General features: G+C 66.6%; 13 protein-coding genes. 9 read left to right on the forward strand and 4 right to left on the reverse strand.

Annotated elements, in window-relative coordinates:
* The first annotated feature begins 63 nt into the window (after positions 1-63).
* Positions 64-3513, forward strand: a complete 3450-nt coding sequence (locus J6595_RS12665; RefSeq protein WP_209594924.1) for a transglutaminase family protein — start codon at positions 64-66, stop codon at positions 3511-3513.
* Between the two features lie 224 nt (positions 3514-3737).
* The gene (locus tag J6595_RS12670) at positions 3738-5162 is read left to right on the forward strand and encodes a DUF2252 domain-containing protein (protein WP_209594925.1); all 1425 of its coding nucleotides are present in this window, start codon (positions 3738-3740) and stop codon (positions 5160-5162) included.
* A gap of 184 nt (positions 5163-5346) precedes the next feature.
* Here the strand turns inward: J6595_RS12670 and J6595_RS12675 are convergent, their stop codons facing one another.
* Together J6595_RS12675 and J6595_RS22965 are read right to left on the reverse strand one after the other, a co-directional pair.
* A complete protein-coding gene (locus tag J6595_RS12675; protein ID WP_209594926.1) occupies positions 5347-7416 on the reverse strand; it encodes a thioredoxin domain-containing protein in 2070 nt (689 codons plus the stop codon).
* Between the two features lie 52 nt (positions 7417-7468).
* The gene (locus J6595_RS22965) at positions 7469-7771 is read right to left on the reverse strand and encodes a hypothetical protein (protein ID WP_425342147.1); all 303 of its coding nucleotides are present in this window, start codon (positions 7769-7771) and stop codon (positions 7469-7471) included.
* A gap of 259 nt (positions 7772-8030) precedes the next feature.
* Between J6595_RS22965 and J6595_RS12685 the strand changes: the two genes are divergently transcribed.
* The 4 genes from J6595_RS12685 to J6595_RS12700 all read left to right on the forward strand — a co-directional run bounded on the left by J6595_RS12685 (position 8031) and on the right by J6595_RS12700 (position 12175).
* A complete protein-coding gene (locus J6595_RS12685) occupies positions 8031-9146 on the forward strand; it encodes an NADH:flavin oxidoreductase (RefSeq protein WP_209594927.1) in 1116 nt (371 codons plus the stop codon).
* A gap of 302 nt (positions 9147-9448) precedes the next feature.
* Entirely contained in the window at positions 9449-10081 is a 633-nt protein-coding gene (locus tag J6595_RS12690; RefSeq protein WP_209594928.1) for a LysE family translocator, read from the forward strand.
* A gap of 112 nt (positions 10082-10193) precedes the next feature.
* A complete protein-coding gene (gene mnmE, locus J6595_RS12695) occupies positions 10194-11642 on the forward strand; it encodes a tRNA uridine-5-carboxymethylaminomethyl(34) synthesis GTPase MnmE (protein ID WP_209594929.1) in 1449 nt (482 codons plus the stop codon).
* Positions 11643-11653: 11 nt separating this feature from the next.
* Complete coding sequence (locus tag J6595_RS12700) at positions 11654-12175, forward strand: GNAT family N-acetyltransferase (RefSeq protein ID WP_209594930.1); 522 nt, start codon at positions 11654-11656, stop codon at positions 12173-12175.
* A 610-nt stretch (positions 12176-12785) separates the two neighbouring features.
* Here J6595_RS12700 and J6595_RS12705 read toward each other — a convergent pair.
* On the reverse strand, positions 12786-13502 hold the full coding sequence (locus J6595_RS12705; RefSeq protein WP_209594931.1) for a gamma-glutamylcyclotransferase: 717 nt from the start codon (positions 13500-13502) through the stop codon (positions 12786-12788).
* 165 nt (positions 13503-13667) lie between these two features.
* The gene (locus J6595_RS12710; RefSeq protein WP_209594932.1) at positions 13668-14246 is read right to left on the reverse strand and encodes a Uma2 family endonuclease; all 579 of its coding nucleotides are present in this window, start codon (positions 14244-14246) and stop codon (positions 13668-13670) included.
* 232 nt (positions 14247-14478) lie between these two features.
* Between J6595_RS12710 and mnmG the strand changes: the two genes are divergently transcribed.
* The 3 genes from mnmG (at position 14479) to J6595_RS12725 (ending at position 18089) form a co-directional block, all read left to right on the forward strand.
* Complete coding sequence (mnmG, locus tag J6595_RS12715) at positions 14479-16395, forward strand: tRNA uridine-5-carboxymethylaminomethyl(34) synthesis enzyme MnmG (RefSeq protein WP_425342148.1); 1917 nt, start codon at positions 14479-14481, stop codon at positions 16393-16395.
* On the forward strand, positions 16385-17185 hold the full coding sequence (rsmG, locus tag J6595_RS12720; RefSeq protein WP_209594933.1) for a 16S rRNA (guanine(527)-N(7))-methyltransferase RsmG: 801 nt from the start codon (positions 16385-16387) through the stop codon (positions 17183-17185). The genes mnmG and rsmG overlap by 11 nt, the downstream gene beginning before the upstream one ends.
* Positions 17186-17279: 94 nt before the next feature.
* Complete coding sequence (locus tag J6595_RS12725; protein WP_425342152.1) at positions 17280-18089, forward strand: ParA family protein; 810 nt, start codon at positions 17280-17282, stop codon at positions 18087-18089.
* Positions 18090-18124: the final 35 nt, after the last annotated feature.

Raw genomic sequence — 18124 nt, forward strand, 5'->3', positions numbered from 1 at the left:
GATAAGCTTAAGCTTTCGTCTGAAACGAAACGGGACGTCCCGACGGGAGACACGAAAGCGACCATGTCGATCCTTGCCGCGCTCAACCACCTGACGCACTACAAATACGACCGCCCCGTCAACCTCGCGCCGCAGATCATCCGGCTGCGCCCGGCGCCGCATTCGCGCACCAAGGTGCCGTCCTACTCGCTGAAGGTGACGCCGGAAAACCACTTCATCAACTGGCAGCAGGACCCGTTCGGCAATTATCTCGCCCGCTTCGTCTTCCCGGAGAAGGCGACCGAGTTCAAGATCGAGGTCGATCTCCTCGCCGACATGACGGTCTACAATCCCTTCGACTTCTTCGTGGAAGAAGCCGCGGAAAGCTGGCCGTTCGAATATGACGCCATCCTGAAGAGCGATCTCGCGGCCTATCTCGTGCCCGAGCCGATGGGCCCCCTGGTCGAGACCTTCCTGAAGGATCTCGACCGCTCCGAGACCCACACGGTCAACTTCCTCGTCGGGCTGAACCAGACGATCGCCAACCATGTCGAATATCTGGTGCGCATGGAGCCCGGCGTGCAGACGCCGGAGGAGACGCTGCAAAAGGGCTCCGGCTCCTGCCGCGATTCCTCCTGGCTGCTGGTCAATATCATGCGGCATCTGGGCTTTGCCGCCCGCTTCGTCTCCGGCTATCTGATCCAGCTGAAGCCCGACAAGGTGGCGCTGGACGGGCCCGCCGGCACCGATGTCGACTTCACCGACCTTCACGCCTGGGCCGAGGTCTATCTGCCCGGCGCCGGCTGGATCGGCCTTGACCCGACGTCGGGTCTTCTCACCGGCGAAAGCCACGTGCCGCTCGCCGCGACGCCGCATTACCGCTCCGCCGCGCCGATCTCCGGCGCCGTCGATTATGCCGAGGTCGAGTTCGATTTCGCCATGTCGGTCACCCGCGTCGCCGAGCGCCCGCGCGTCTCCTATCCGTTTTCCGACGAAAGCTGGGAAGAGCTCGACGCCCTCGGGGCGAAGGTCGACGCAGAACTCCAAGCCGCCGACGTCCGCCTCACCATGGGCGGCGAGCCGACCTTCGTGTCGATCGACGATTTCGAGGCGGCCGAATGGAACGCCGACGCCACCGGCCCGACCAAGCGCGGCCTTGCCGACGATCTGATCCGCCGCTTGCGGGATCGCTTCGCGCCCGGCGGCTTCCTCCATTACGGCCAGGGCAAGTGGTATCCCGGCGAGACCCTGCCGCGCTGGACCTTCTCGCTCTACTGGCGCAAGGACGGCGCGCCGATCTGGAAGAACGAGCGGACGATCGCCCGGGAAAAGACCGACCGCGAGGTCGGCCCGGCCGAATCCGAGCGCTTCACCAGGGCCATCGCCGGCGCCCTCGGGCTCGCCGACGACTATGTCATGCCGGCCTTCGAGGACGCGGCCTACTGGATCCTGCGCGAGGCCCAGCTGCCCGAAAACGTCGAGCCGACCGATTCCAAGCTGGAAGACCGGGAGGAGCGCGCCCGCCTCGCCAAGGTGTTCGAGCGCGGCCTGCCGAAGCCGACGGGCCATGTCCTGCCCGTTCAGGCCTGGCAGGGCCGGGCGCGCAGCGTCAGATGGCTGTCCGAGCGCTGGAAGACCCGGCGCAAGAACCTCTTCCTCGTGCCCGGTGACAGCGCCATGGGCTATCGCCTGCCGCTGGCGGCCCTGCCGCATCTCGGGCCGGCGGACTTTCCCTTCATCCATCCCGACGATCCGACCCAGCCCTTCCCGCCGCTGCCGCCGCAGAACCGCCAGCAATGGGGCCGGGTGGAGATGCAGCAGCATCTCGGCAGCGCCGGCGCCACGGGCGACGCTGCCCAGTCAGCCGGCGGCATGAGCCAGTCGATCGGCGAAGACGGCCGGATGCGCCAGGACATGCCGCCGCTGCCGCCACTGCCGGAAGGCGCCGCCGCAGCCGGCCTGATGCCGACCTACGGCTCCTTCGCCCCGGCATCGGGCGAGATCGTCGGCCATGTGCGCACTGCCCTGTCGATCGAGCCGCGCGACGGCAAGCTTTGCGTCTTCATGCCGCCGCTGGAATCGACCGAGGCCTATCTCGACCTTCTCGGCGCTATCGAGGACATCGCCGAGGCACAGGAACTGCCGGTGCAGATCGAGGGCTACGCCCCGCCCAGTGATCCGCGCCTCAATGTCGTGCGCGTCGCCCCGGATCCGGGCGTCATCGAGGTCAACGTCCATCCGGCGGCGTCCTGGGAAGAAGCCAAAGCCATCACCACCGGCGTCTACGAGGATGCGCGCCAGTCGCGGCTCGGCACCGACAAGTTCATGATCGACGGCAAGCATGCCGGCACCGGCGGCGGCAACCACGTGGTTGTCGGCGGCGCGACGCCGCTCGATTCCCCCTTCCTGCGCCGGCCGGACCTCCTGAAGAGCCTCGTTCTCTACTGGCAGCGCCACCCTTCGCTCTCCTACCTCTTCTCGGGCCTGTTCATCGGGCCGACGAGCCAGGCGCCCCGTATCGACGAGGGCCGCCACGACCAGCTCTACGAGCTGGAGATCGCCATGGCGCAGGTGACCCGGGATCAGGGCTCGACCCCGCCCTGGATGGTCGACCGGCTGTTCCGCAATCTCCTGATCGACGTCACCGGCAACACCCACCGGGCCGAGATCTGCATCGACAAGCTCTATTCGCCCGACGGCCCGACCGGCCGGCTCGGCCTCGTCGAGTTCCGCGGCTTCGAGATGCCGCCCGAGCCGCGGATGAGCCTTGCCCAGCAGCTCCTGATCCGGGCGCTGATCATGAAGTTCTGGAAGGAGCCAGAAGAGGGCCGGCTGGTGCGCTGGGGCACGCAGCTGCACGACCGCTTCATGCTGCCGGAATTCGTCTGGGCCGATTTCCTCGACGTGCTCGCGGACCTTTCCCGCTCGGGCTATCCGCTGAAGCCCGAATGGTTCGAGGCCCAGTCGGAGTTCCGCTTCCCCTTCTGCGGCAAGATCGAGCGCGAGGGGATCACGCTGGAGCTGCGCCAGGCGCTGGAGCCCTGGAACGTCATGGGCGAGACCGGGGCGATCGGCGGCACGGTGCGTTTCGTCGACTCCTCCGTCGAGCGGCTGCAGGTCAAGCTGTCGGAGTTCATCCCCGGCCGCCATATCGTCACCTGCAACGGCCGCGAGGTGCCGATGATGGCGACCGGCAAGGGCAAGGAAGCCGTCGCCGGCGTGCGCTTCAAGGCCTGGCAGCCGGCCTCCGGCCTCCACCCGACGCTTCCCGTCGATGCGCCGCTCACCTTCGACATCTACGATCGCTGGTCGAAGCGCTCGCTCGGCGGCTGCGTCTATCACGTCGCCCATCCGGGCGGCCGCAGCTACGAGACCTTCCCGGTCAACGCCTACGAAGCCGAGGCGCGGCGCCTCGCGAGGTTCGAGGACATCGGCCACACCCCCGGCGGCTACACACCGGTTCGTGAGATCCCCGATCCGTCCTTCCCCGCGACGCTCGATCTGCGCCGGCCGGCGGGGCTGGCGGTGATGTGACGGCCCGTCTTGCCTTGCGGCTTCGTGGCCAGGCGCACCGCGCGACGCTTCAGAAGCCGGCAGGGAACGCCGTCGGACGCGATGCGGCGGCGACCATTCCTGAGGTTCGCAGACAATGAATTTCGGCCGGTGCGCGGGATCGGCGCCTTCGGCGCAGGCATTCCACGACGGAACGGCAATCCTTTCCACGCGTTCCCGAAGTCGAGCGAAAAGGAAGATGCACCGTGGCCAAAGATCAGAAGAAACGAAAGACGGCGACGAAATCGAAGAAGGCCGAGGTCAAGCCTTCCCGCAAGGCGGAAGGCCGGGTCGATGCGTTTCGTGAGCTTTCCAGCCGGATCGCGGCCGGCGGTGAGATCCATCCCCCCGTCTTGTTGACGGGCCAGGCGCGCCGGGAGCACGTCCGCTCGACGCTGCGCGAGGATCATGCGCAAAGGATCGAGCAGCGCAGCCAGGCGGCGCTCGAGAAGTTCGACAAGCTCGCCGACGATTTCTTCAAGTTCTTCCGCGGCACCGCGCTGCTCTTTTATCGCGACATGGTCGGCCAGGATGCCGACATGCCGTCGGTCATGGCGCTGGGCGACGTTCATCCGGAGAACTTCGGCGTCATGCCGGACGAGCACGGCGCGCCGATCTTCGGGGTCAACGACTTCGACGAGACGATCTACGCGCCCTTCACCTGGGATCTGAAGCGAGGCGCCGTCGGCTTCTGGATCGGCGCCCGCGAGGAAGGCGGGCTGAAGCGCAAGAAGCGGCGCAAGATCGTCCGCAAATTCGTCAAGGGATATCTCGAAGCGATGGACGGCTATGCCGAGCACGCGACCGAGAAGAACGACGGATACCGGATGGACAATTCGCCGAAGGTCATCCAGCGGCTGTTCGAGGAAGCCTGGGAAGAGCGGCAGGAATGGCTCTGGGACGATTATCTCAAGGGCTCCGGCCGCGGCTTCCGCGCCTCGGACGAATTGCAGCCGATCTCCAGCGAGATCCCCAAGTTCCAGAAGGCGATCGACGATCTCGCCAAGGCGAACGGGATCGACGCGCCCGAACGGGCGGGCGAGCTCAAGGTCAAGGACGTGTGCATGCGCCATGGCCAGGGGACGGCGTCGCTGGGCCTGCCGCGCTATTACGTCCTTATCGAGGGCCCGTCGAAGGACGCGACCGACGACCTCATCATCGAGTTCAAGAGCGCCCGCCGCTCGGCCCTCGACGGGCTCGCCCCGCCGTCGGACTTTAATGCCGGCGACAAGGCCGACCGCATCGCCCATGGCCAATCCGTGCAGCTCGCCCATGGCGACATCTTCTACGGCGCCGTCGAGATCGACGGCGAAAGCTTCATGAGCCGCGAGCGGGCGCCGTTTCGCGACGACATCGATCTCGACGAATTGAGCTACGGTACCTGGAAGGAATATGCCGAAGTCTGCGGCGCGGCTCTGGCCCAGGCGCATGCCCTGTCCGATGATCTCGGCCAGGTCGATTACGACGTCGAGCCGTCGATCATCGCCGCGGCCAGCCCGCGCAAGCTCTTCATCGCCGATATCGTTCGCTTCGCCGAGGAAGCGGCCGACCGGCTGGAGGCCGACCACGAATTCTTCCGCGAAGACCATGCCCTCGGCGCCTTCGACATCATCGACATGGTCTATCGCTGACGATAGCGTGGCTAACTTAGCCGACTTATAAAGGCCGATCCCAGGCCCTCATCCGGAAATCTGTGCCTGACACCCTCCGGCCAACACGGAGCTGTGCTTCAGCAGGTCGCGGAACCAGGCCATAAGCGGGCAGTTTGGACAGGGTCGTCCGCGCCTTCACGCCAGTCCCGCGGATGCTCGCCGGTCAGAGCTGCTTCGGTTCGAGCAGCGCCGTCAGATCCTCCGCCGAAAACACCGGCGCACGGCAGACCCGGGCCTCACACAGAAGCGCCGCCGGCATCCGCTCGGGCCGGATACCGGCGATCGCGAGTTCGGCCGGCAGCTCCTCGGGCGACGCTGCGTCAAGGTCGAGCCGGTCGAGATCGACCGCCGACAGGGCTGCCAAGCGCAACGCGTCGTGGCGGGAGCCGACCGGATCGCCCCCCTCACCCGCGGCCTCCCCGAAGATAGCCAGCTCCGAGCCCCGCTTGAGCCGCCTTGCCGCCGCGACGATGCCGGGATGGCCGAAGACATTGACGCCGATCCGCACGGCCGCCGCTTCGGCCGCCCGCTCGGCCGCCTCGGTGATGGCGATGCGGCCGCTCGCCTGGCCGAGCATCGCCAGCCCCTCGATAACCAGCGAGGTCGCGCTCGGCACCGCCTCGTCCTGATCGCCGCGCAGGCGGAACAGGACGTCGGCGGAGTCGGTGGCGTTGAGGGTGTGGCCGCCGGCGCCATCGCCGTGCCAGCGCTCCAGCTCGGCGGCGAGCCACTGGCCGTGCTCCAAGAAAGCGGCGTCGAGGGTCCGGGCGAACAGCGCTGCGGCCGCCGCCATCAGCGCCCCGTAGTCGGCGGAGAGCGCCAGACCGGCCGTGCGCCCGTCCCGTGCCGCATGGCGCAGCCGGCCATCGACGACCATCTCGCGCATCACGAAGGCGAAGGCGTCCTTCGCCATCTGGAGCGACCGGTCGTCGCCCAGAATGGCCGAAACCTCGCAGAGCGCGCGGATGGCGAGCCCGTTCCAGTCGGCGAGAACCTTGTCGTCGCGGCCGGGCCGGGCGCGGCTCGCCCGGGCGGCGAGCAGCGTCGCCTTGGCCTCGGCAAAGTCCGGGTCGTCGCTGCGGGTGCCGGGATGGAGGCGGTGGAGGATCGCCTTGCCCTCCCAGTTGCCGCCGGGCGAGACGTCATAGGCGCGCTTGAAGCCTTGCGCGTCCTCGCCGAGCAGCGCCTCGATCTCGGCTTCCTGCCAGACATAGAAGGCCCCCTCCTCCGAATGCCCGTGTTCGTCCAGGCTGTCGGCGTCGAGGGAAGCGGCAAGCCCGCCGCCGGCAAGCCGCATCTCCCGGTCCAGCCAGCCGACGGTCTCCGCCATCCGCTGGCGAAACAGATCGTCGCCGGTGGCGCGAAAGGCCCAGCCGAGATGGCGCAGGAACTGGGCGTTGTCGTAGAGCATCTTCTCGAAATGCGGCACCAGCCAGCGCTCGTCGGTGGAATAGCGGTGCAGCCCGCCGCCGAGATGATCGTAGATGCCGCCATTCGCCAGCGCCTGGGTCGTTCTGAGGAAGGCGCCGAGATGGGCCTCGTCGCCGGTCTCGAAGGCGGATCGGGCGAGGATTTCCATGAAGGGCGCATTGGGAAATTTCGGCGCGCCCTTCATGCCGCCGCGAGCCGGGTCGATCATCTGGGCGATGCGCGCGGCCGACCCCGTGAGGTCGAGCCTTGCAAAGCTCCCCTGTGGCGCCGCCTGCGCAGCGTTTCCAACGGCGGTCTGCCCGACGGCAGTCTGGATATGGGCCGTGATCGTCCCGGCGCTCCGGTCGATCTCCTCCCGGCGCTCGTGCCAGGCCTTGTCGATCGCCTCCATGACCTGAACGAAGCCGGGGCGGCCATAGCGCGGGTCTTTCGGAAAATAGGTGCCGCCGAAAAACGGCTTTCCCTCCGGCGTCAGGAACATCGTCATCGGCCAGCCGCCCTGCTCGCCGAGCGCATGCAGCGCCGTCATGTAGAGATGGTCGATGTCCGGGCGCTCCTCCCGGTCGACCTTCACATTGACGAAGAGGCGGTTCATCACCGCGGCGACGCCCTCGTCCTCGAAGCTCTCATGGGCCATGACGTGGCACCAGTGGCAGGCGGCATAGCCGACCGAAAGAAGGATCGGGCAGTCCCGGCGCTTCGCCTCGGCCAGCGCCTCGCCGGACCATTCCCGCCAATGAACCGGATTGTCCTTGTGCTGCAGGAGATAAGGGCTGACGGCATCGCCAAGCAGGTTGCTCATGGTTTCGCTCCGGCCTGGGTGTCTGAAAAATGTGCGTACCGAAGGCTGACAGTTAAGGCGCGCCGGTCTTGTTTCGAGAGCTGGTTCCGCGCCGCTCCATGATCATGTCGAGAAAGGGGGCTACGCCCCCGGTTCGGTCCAGCAGCCGACCGCTTCCGGCACGCTTGTCGAAGCGCGTCCTCGTTGCCTCGACGGCGTCGAGGTTCTGCATCGTCCGGGCATGGAACGTCTTGAAAGGCGGCAGCAGGGCGCGACCGAGGGCGATGATCCCGTATGCGACCGCGACCGGGAAAATCGCGATGACGTGGCGGGCGGGCAGGCCGTTGCGCTCCAGCCGGCGCAGATACTGCCTCAATGCCTTTTGCGACGCGCCTTCGAGGCAATGCTTGATTTCATTGAACCCGCAAAGGGCCGCTGTCCAGCACCGTCAGCATCATAACCGACCATTTGTCGGCGATCTGGTCGGACAAAATTCGGCTCGGGCAGTCGAGATGAAAGAAGGTTTCGTCCAACGGCTGTTTCCTGAACATACCGGGTCGATCCGAAATGTGTAATTGATGCCAAGTCTCGACCGTATTCGTGGAAACCTCTCTTCCTAACGGAGCTTTCCATCGATGACCTCGCAGGCTGCTGATGTCCTCTTCCGGCCCTTCCGGCTGAAGAGCCTCGATCTGAAAAACCGCATCGTCATGGCACCGATGACCCGTTCGATGGCGCCGAACGGCATTCCCGGCGCGGCCAATGTCGCCTATTACCGGCGGCGTGCCGAGGGCGGCGTTGGCCTGATCCTCTCCGAAGGCACGGTGATCGATCGGCCGGCTTCCCGCAACGAGCCCGGCATTCCTTTCTTTCATGGCGACGAGGCCCTCGCCGGCTGGCAGGCCGTCATCGACAGCGTGCATGCGGCAGGCGGCAAGATGGCGCCGCAGATCTGGCATGTCGGCTCGGTGAATAGTCCCCTGACCGAATGGGAGCCGGCGAGTGGTATCGAGAGCCCGTCCGGTCTCGTTGCTCCTGGCATGCGTCGGGGCGCGGCAATGAGCGAGGAAGCGATCGCCGACACCGTCGCCGCCTTCGCCAAAGCCGCCGCCGATGCCAAACGCCTCGGCTTCGACACGGTGGAGATCCATGGTGGCCACGGCTATCTCATCGACCAGTTCTTCTGGTCCGCCACGAATGGCAGGGTCGATCGCTATGGCGGTGCCACCATCCGGGAGCGCTCGCGGTTTGCCGCCGAGGTGGTGGCGGCGATACGGGCCGCTGTCGGGCCGGACTATCCGATCATCCTGCGCGTCAGCCAGTGGAAGCTGCAGGATTTTGCCGTCCGGCTGGCCGAGACGCCGGACGCCATGACCGACTGGCTGGCACCGCTGGTCGACGCCGGGGTCGATATTATCCACTGCTCGCAGCGGCGCTTCTGGGAGCCGGAGTTTCCTCAGATCGACGGCGAAGACGGCCTCAGCTTCGCCGGCTGGGCAAAGAAGCTGACGGGCGCGGCGACGATTAGCGTCGGCTCCGTCGGCCTTTCGGGCGATTTTATGGGCGCCTTCGGTGGCGAGAGCTCATCACCGGCCGGCATCGAGAAGCTCGTCACCCGGATGGAGCAGGGCGAGTTCGACCTCATCGCCGTCGGCCGCGCACTGATCAGTGATCCTCACTGGGCGCGCAAAGTGAAGGACGGCGAGCCGCTGAACGGCTTCGAAGCGGCAAAGCTCGCCGAGCTTGCCTGATCTCGCTCATGGCTCATGACAGAGCCTGCGCTTCCACCGGCCCGGCACCGTTCAATGCCGGCCTGCGTGAGGCCGCCTTGGCATCCGCTCGGCCGACCGGCGGGCATATCCACGGCGAAATCGGCAGATCGTCCGGCGTAATGAAAGCAAGGCATCGCCGTAGAGTGACTGTCGCGGGGGTCGTCCAGAACGGGAGCTCCCAGGGCGTACCGCACCCGTGGTCGCCTTTTCGGTTATCGGGCGACCACCGGCCAGGAGCCGGTCCTGTAACGAGATGATGGGACCTCATGATTGCCTCCCCCATGACACCCTATCTTGCCTATGTGGTCGCGCTCAGTATCGTCGTCGTCATCCGCGGGCCCGGGATTGCCGGTCTCGTCGGCCAGTCCCTCGGCAATGGGCTGAAGGTTTCGCTGTTCTTCATGGCCGGGATCGTCGCCGGCGATGTCACCTATCTGACAGTCGCCACCGCCGGCCTCGCAGCTCTGGCGGAAGTCTTCGCCAGGGCGCTGCTCGTGGCGAAGGTCCTCGGCGGCGCGTATCTTGTTTATCTCGGCATTCTGTTCTGGACGAACAGGGGCGGCATTGAAATCCACCAAAAGGCAAACTCGCACGGCGGGCCGAAAGCGCTTCTCAGTGGCTTCATGGTGACCCTTGGCAATCCGAAGCCCATCGTCTTCTATCTCGCCTTGCTGCCAAGCGTGATCGATCTCCACCGCGTCGGTTTTTCGCAATGGTCGATTCTTGCGGTTCTGACGATCCTTGTCCATTCCACCATCCTGACGCCCTATGCCCTTGTCGCTGCCAAGGCCCGGAGTGTGATGACGCGGCCTACCGCTGTCCGCCGCCTCAACCGGGTCGCTGGCGGGATCATCGGTGGCGCTGGCGCTCTTATGCTCTGGGAGGTGGCCGTGACCGCCTGGCGGCGGGTCTGATCATAGGGCGCTGGTCCACAGACAAGCGTCTTGGTCGGTCGCGCTCGTGATCTCGATCGCGTAAGATCGGGCGAAACCGATCCACCGACGCGACACCCGAGGACGCCGGTCCATGCATTCCGACACCATCGCCGCCCTTTCCTCCGGCGCCCTGCCCTCGGGCGTCGCCGTTATCCGGGTGAGCGGGCCGGATGCCGCCGACACCATGCAGAGGCTCTGCGGCAGCGTGCCGCCGGAGCGCCGGGCAAGCCTGCGGACGCTGAAGGGTGCGGAGGGGGCGGTCATCGACCGGGCCATCGTCCTCTTCTTTCCGGGGCCGGGGACGGTGACCGGCGAGGATCTCGCCGAGTTTCATCTGCATGGCGGACGCGCCGTCGTGTCGGCCTGCCTCGAGGCGATCACCGCCGCCGTCGGCACGCGCCTCGCCGAGGCCGGCGAATTCACCCGCCGGGCCTTCGAGAACGGCCGCATAGACCTCACCGAGGCGGAGGGCCTCGCCGACCTGATCGCCGCCGAGACCGAAGGCCAGCACACTGCCGCGATCCTCCAGGCCTCGGGCACGCTGCGAGCGCTCTATGAGGGCTGGGCGCAGCGCCTGACCGAGGCGCGGGCGCGGCTCGAAGCCTCCTTCGACTTCTCCGACGAGGGCGATGTCGGCGAGGACGTCGCCGACCACGTCCAGTTGGACGTCGCCTCCATCGTCGCGGAAATCCGCGCGCATCTTCAAAAGGCCGACCGGGGCGAGATCCTGCGCTCGGGCTTCAAGGTGGCGATCGTCGGGGCGCCCAATGCCGGCAAGTCGAGCCTCCTCAACGCGCTGGCCGACCGCGAGGTGGCGATCGTCACCGAGGTCCCCGGCACCACCCGCGACGTCATCGAGGCGACGCTCGATCTCGGCGGCATACCGGTGCGTCTGTCCGACACCGCCGGGATCCGCGAGACCGCCGACAGGGTCGAGGCGATCGGTGTGGAGCGGGCGCGCGAGGTCATGGCCAGGGCCGATCTCGTCCTCGCCCTCGTAGATCCCCATCATGGTCATGGCCCCCTCGCCCGCTTCTCCGAGCTTTTGTCTCACGTGAAACATCCGATGATGGTCGCCGCCGAAGCCTCCCATGAAGACCTCGCAGAGGGAACGGCCAAGGGCCGGCGGCGCATTCTCACCGTGCGGACCAAGGCCGACCGGCCGGCGCCGACGGGCCTTTCCGCCCGCTTCTCCAACGAATGGAGCGACTTTCGCTTCGACTTTTCGATCTCGGCCAGGACCGGCGAAGGTCTCGATGCACTGACGGCGAAGATTGCCGAGCTTGCGGTGGCAGCCGCCGGGCTGGACGGGGAAAAGAACGCCGGGGAGGCGGCGATCCCGCTGCGGAACCGCCAGCGCGAGCTCGTCATGGAAACGCTGCACATCCTGGAAGAATTCGTCGGCAATGCCACCCTTGCCCCGGAGATCGGCGCCGAAACCCTCCGCCGCGCGGCCGACACCCTCGGCCGGCTGACCGGAAAGGTCGGCGTCGAGGATCTCCTCGACGTCATCTTCTCGCAATTCTGCATCGGCAAGTGAAGAGAACCGCAATGCCCGAGGCTGCCTCCGCCCGTCTCGTCCGCGCCGCTCGCGAGAGCGATCTCGAAGGCCTGAACGCGCTGATGAATCTGCCGAACTATCGCAGGGGAACGCTCCGTTTGCCCCATGAGAGCCTGGCAGCGACGAAAAATCGGCTGTTCGGCGTCTCGTCAGATTTCACGCTTCTCGTCGCCGAGGAAGCCGGTGCTCTCGTTGGAACGGCAAGTCTCAACCGCCTGGCCGGCCGGCGCAGCCATGTCGGCCAGCTCGGCATGGGCGTTCACGACGACCATCTTCGGCGCGGGGTCGGCACGGCGCTGCTTTCAGAGCTCGTGTCGCTTTCCGACGAGTGGCTAGGCCTCGTGCGCCTCGAACTCGACGTCATGGCCGACAACGCCCCGGCCATCGCGCTCTACGAAAAACATGGCTTCGCCCTCGAAGGCCGGCTGCGCGCCTCGGCGCTGCGCGAAGGCGTCCTGGTCGACACGCTGATGATGGCGCGGATCAGGCCGGCGCCGCAATCGGCGGACTGACCGGGCGGACCGTTGCCGGAGCGGCGCACGTCCCTCCTGCCTCCGGTCCAGCCAGTGATATCCAGATCGCGGGCTCGCGCGCTCTGCCCGAGAGCGAGGCGTTTCCTCATCCCTCATCCTGAGGTGCTCGCGAAGCGGGCCTCGAAGGGCGAGGGATGACGGATGCCGAGTCTCGCCCCTCGCCCTTCGAGGCTTCACGGGCCTTCGGCTCGCTCGCACCTCAGGATGAGGGGCTCAGGATGGCGAGCGCTGCCGCCGGTGAGCGTCGAGGCTCAGCCATGATCTTGGGACTGCAACGATGATGCGCGGTCTGCGCGGCCAGCCGTTCATGCTCAGTCCAATATCCGCAAATCCTCGCGTGTCACTCGCGTGTTCTCGCCTTCCGCTCGCCTGCTGGGCTTGGGGGTATTCCGAATGGCCCCGATCACAAGGGAAAGACGCGACGGTCTGCGCAATTCCGCGACCCGGCCGATCGATCGAGGAGCGGGTCTATCGACGAAGCGCCAACGCGAAACCGTGAAGTTATGGAGCTCCCGGACTGTCGACCGGCTTCGTGCCCAGCCCGACGGCTCCATATCCAACATGGCGTCTCCGCCTTCTACGCGCACGCTCACGCCGCCTGCGGATGGATCGCCCTGATCTCCTCGGCGACGAGTTTCTGCAGCTCCCAGAGATTGCGGTCGCGAATGCCGAACTCCTCCAGATGCTTCACCGTATTGTGCAGATATTCGGCACAGGAGCCGACCGGGCCGCAGGCCCTGGCGAGGATCGGCGCGACCTCTTCGAGGGGCAGGCCGCTCGCGACACGCTCGCCGGTCGGGCCTGCCCAGAAAGTCAGCGCCCGCATTGCGCCCTCATCGGTGCGGACCGTGACCCAGCGCGCCATCTCCGTCGTCTGGTGAAAGCGGACTTCGCGATAAAGGACGCGGCGAAGCTGTGCCCGGCGGTCCTCGTCGCGAAGCCGGTAGATCACGCCGTCGCAGCGCCCGCCGCTTTCCAGCGCCATCATCAGCCCCGGCTGTTCCGGCGAGCCGCGCCAGCGGTTCATCTTCAGGCAGAAGGAACGGTGCCAGCCATAGGCCGTGGCCCGGCGGTGATCGACGGCGTCGAAATCCGGCTTCCAGATCAGCGATCCATAGGCGAAGATCCAGACGGGATCGTCCCCGGCTTCTTCGTCATGGCGGGCCGCCAGCGCGTCGAGCTCCTCCTCGCTCAAAAGCGTCCAGCCGGGCTCGAAGCCGAGATCCGGCTTCGGCTGGACCGTCAGAGCGACGAGTTCGGGGGTGAGGGAAAGAGCGGAAGCGGACTGTTCGGCTGTGTCGGTCATGAATTGTGTCGTCGAAGCCAGGAGTTTTCCGCCGGAGGGCGGGATATGCGCGGAAACCGCTGTGAGCGGTCTTTCGTCAGAGTAACGCGGCGACGGACCGCGTCCAGACGACTTTCGGTCTACGGACCGTCTGCGGCCGGCTTGCGCTGCCGGCCGTGGGCCGGCTCAGGCCTTGAAGTCCAGTCGATCGTAGATCTCGGCAAGCGGCAGCTCGAGGGCGACCGCGTGGAGGCGGATGACACGATCGATCCCGATCATTTCCTCGGCGGTCCACTCGCCGTCGCTTCGGCCCGTTTCGTCCCGGGACCACACAAGCACCTGCGGCCGCGTGGGTTCGACGACGACGATATGGCGCATTGCGGCGACGCGCTTGTATTCCTCCACCTTGCGCAGCCGATCGAAGTCCCGTGTCGAGGGCGAGAGCACCTCGAAGACGACGACGGGCTCGGCGGCGAGATATCCATCGGGATCGAAGGCGCCGCAGTCGATCCCTGCGTCCGGCCGGCGGATCTGGCCGGGGAAGGTTTCCACCGCGCCGTCACCGGTGAAGTGGCGGCAGGTTTTGCCTTTCAGCTTCTCCCACAGCTGGCCCTGGATATTTGCGGTGACGACATCGTGCCGGTTCGAGGCCCCGGTCATCATCTTCGCGGGAAAGCCGTTGACGAGTTCGTAGCGCTCGTCCTGGAGCTCCTGCCACGCAAAGAACTCGCCGAGCGTCCAAGGCTGAATTTCCAGCAGACTCATGGCTAGCGGCCTCCAGACGACCGGGACGGGCAAAGACTGCGACATTGTTCGAAGCTGCGGTTTATCTTATAGGAACGGATGATAGAGCAAAGCGCTCGCCCGCCCAACTGACGTCCCGTCCCGGCGCGACCGGTACCCTTCAGGAAGGCCGCACGAAACGGCGCATGCCTTCGGCTTCGACCGCGATCTTTGCCTGCACCGGCCCGATGAACCAAGCGACAGTTCGACGATCATGACCGAGTCCCGTCTCCCCTCTCCTGCCGCTTCCGGCTCGGCCGCGATGCCGTCGGCCTGCGACGTCGTCGTCGTCGGCGGCGGCCATGCCGGCTGCGAAGCTGCCAGTGCCGCTGCGCGGGCCGGCGCCGACACCGTCCTCGTCACCCACCGCTTCGACACGATCGGCGCGATGAGCTGCAATCCGGCGATCGGCGGCATCGGCAAGGGCCATCTGGTGCGCGAGATCGATGCGCTGGGCGGCCTGATGGGGCTTGCCGCCGATCGCGGCGGCATCCAGTTCCGCATGCTCAACCGCCGCAAGGGCCCGGCCGTCTGGGGCCCGCGCGCCCAGGCCGACCGCAAGCTCTATCGCGCCGCGATGCAGGATCTGATCGGCGCGACGGACGGGCTTACGATCGTCGAAGGCGACGTCTTCGATCTTTCGCTCGATGGCTCCGGGGCCGTCTCGGGCGTCGTTTTCGCCGATGGCCGGACGATCGCCTGCCGCGCCGTCGTTCTGACCACCGGCACGTTTCTGGGCGGGCTGATCCATCTCGGCGATCGCCAGATTCCGGCCGGACGCATGGGCGAAGATCCCTCCCTCGGCCTGTCGGGAACACTGAAGCGTCTCGGCCTGTCGCTCGGCAGGTTGAAGACCGGCACGCCCGCGCGCCTCGACGGAACCAGCATCGACTGGGACGGCCTCGACAGGCAAAGGCCGGATGCCGAGCCGATCCCCTTTTCCTTCCTCACCGAGCGCATCGACACCCCGCAGATCGATTGCGGCATCACCCGCACGACGCCAAAGACCCACGCGATCATCCGGGACAATCTGTCGAGATCGGCCCTTTACTCCGGCAAGATCGAGGGCGTCGGGCCGCGCTACTGCCCGTCGATCGAGGACAAGATCGTCAAGTTCGGGGACCGCGACGGCCACCAGATCTTCCTGGAGCCGGAGGGTCTCGACGACGACACGGTCTATCCGAACGGCTTGTCCACCTCCCTGCCCGAGGACGTGCAGGAGAGCTTTCTGCGCTCCATTCCCGGCCTCGAGCGGGTGCGTATCCTGAAGCCGGGCTATGCGATCGAATACGACCATGTCGACCCGCGCGAATTGAGCCGCGCCCTTGCCGTCACCAGGGCGCCGGGGCTGTTCCTCGCCGGCCAGATCAACGGCACGACCGGCTACGAGGAAGCCGCCGCACAGGGGCTTGTCGCCGGGCTCAATGCGGCGAGGCTCGCGGGCGGCTCGCAGCCCGTCGTCATCGGCCGCAGTGACGCCTATATCGGCGTGATGATCGACGATCTCACCCGCACCGGCGTTACCGAGCCCTATCGCATGTTCACCTCGCGTGCCGAGTTCCGCCTGTCGCTGCGCGCCGACAATGCCGACCGCCGGCTGACGCCACTCGCCATCGAGCTCGGCATCGTCTCCACAGAGCGGGCAGAGCGTTTCGCGGCCCGCGAGGCATCGCTGCGCGACGCCCGCGCCGCCCTCGAGGCCGCGACGATCACCCCGTCCGAGGCGAGCCGGCACGGCATCGCCGTCAATCAGGACGGGCGCCGGCGCAGCGCCTGGCAGCTGATTGCCCAGGGCGCGGTCGAAAAGGACGAGATCGACCGTGTCTGGCCGGAGCTTGCCAGGATCGGGGCGGAAACCTTCGCACAGGTGAAGATCGAGGCGGCCTACGACGTCTATCTCGATCGCCAGCGCAAGGATCAGGACCGGCTGAGGCAGGACGAGGCGCGGGAGATCCCCGGCGATATCGACTATGGCGCGATCGCCGGCCTTTCCAACGAGCTGCGCCAGAAGCTTTCCACCCGCCGGCCGCAGAACCTCGCCGAGGCCGAGCGGATCGACGGAATGACGCCGGCGGCGCTCGCCCTCATTCTCCTTGCCATCAGGCGGAAGGGGCTTGCCCATGCGGCGTGACCGGCCCAAGCGCATTCACCCCTCCGACCGGCAATATGAACGCGCAAGGAGCGACGACCGCAGCTGGGGCGAGCACGAAAGCACGGTGCTTCGCCCGAAACATCGCCCGAAGCAGGACAAGGACACCAAGCGGACCGCGCCATCGGCCGCCGAGATCGCGGCTCAGCAGGCCGCCGGCCGGACCTGGTTTCTAAGCGAATTCGACGTTTCACGTGAAACCATGGCGCGTCTCGACGTCTTCGTGCGCCTTCTCACCGAGTGGCAGGCGCGGATCAATCTCGTTGCGCCGGCGACGCTCGGCGACGTCTGGCGGCGGCACATCGCCGACGCCATGAACCTCGAGAAACATCTGCCGGCCTTTTCGAAGGCCGTCGATCTCGGCTCGGGCGGGGGGCTGCCGGCGCTGGTCGTCGCGGCCTGCCGGCCGCAATCCGTCGTCGATATGGTCGAATCCAGCCACAAGAAGGCGGCCTTCCTCGCCGCCGCTCAGCGCGAGATGGGCCTCACAGGGCGGGCGCATCCGGTGCGCATCGAGACCGCCGGACAGATCCTCGCCGGCGCCGATATCGTGACCGCCCGGGCGCTCGCACCGCTCGGCGACCTACTCCAGATGGTCGCGCCCCATGTTTCACGTGAAACGCGGTGTTTCTTCCCGAAAGGCCGCAGTCATGAACAGGAAATTGCGGCGGCGTCTGCCCATTGGCGATTCACCATGATAATTCATGTCTCTGAGGTCGAGGCTGATTCGGTCGTTCTCGAGGTCGCCGATATCGGGGCGATGGAGCGCTGAGGCAGCGTCCGGGCGTCGGGCGACAGCGTCCGAGCACCCGGCCTCCGGCAGACGATGCACGGCCAAGACTTTGACGAACATGGATTTTCAGCCGATGGACGTGGCAGCGAAGAAGCCCATGCGGATCATCACAATCGCCAATCAGAAGGGCGGCGTCGGCAAGACCACGACGGCGATCAATCTTGCGACGGCGCTCGCGGCGATCGACAAGCGCGCCCTCCTCATCGATCTCGATCCACAGGGCAACGCCTCGACCGGGCTTGGTATCGACAAGGACGATCGCGAGATTTCGTCCTACGACGTCCTGAAGGAGACCGCCTCGATCCGCGAGGCGGCGATGCCCACAGCCGTTCCCAATCTGGCGGTCATTCCCTCGACCATGGATCTCCTCGGCTTCGAGATGGAGATCTCCGGCGTCCATGGACGAGCCTATCGCCTGCGCGACGCTCTGCATTTCCACCAGCAGGACCAGGCCGATTTCGACTTCGTTCTCGTCGATTGTCCGCCCTCGCTGAATCTTCTGACGATCAACGCCATGGCCGCGGCCGATGCGATCCTGGTGCCGCTGCAATGCGAGTTCTTCGCGCTGGAAGGCCTGTCGCAGCTCCTGCAGACGGTCGAAGAGGTGCGCGACAGCCTCAATCCGATGCTCGGCCTGCACGGCATCGTCCTCACCATGTTCGACAGCCGCAACAATCTCGCCGCACAGGTCGTGCGCGACGTGCGCTCCTTCATGGGCGAGCATGTCTATGAGACGGTCATCCCCCGCAATGTGCGGGTTTCGGAGGCCCCCTCCTTCGGCAAGCCGGCGATCCTCTACGACATGAAATGCCCGGGCAGCCAGGCCTATATCCAGCTCGCCTCGGAAGTCATACGCCGCGAGGGACGGCTCGTGGCGGCATGAGCGCGGCGGGCGGCAAGGGGGTTGGTGACGGGGCA

This window comes from Jiella mangrovi (genome assembly GCF_017815135.1).
Taxonomy (GTDB): Bacteria; Pseudomonadota; Alphaproteobacteria; order Rhizobiales; family Rhizobiaceae; genus Jiella; species Jiella mangrovi.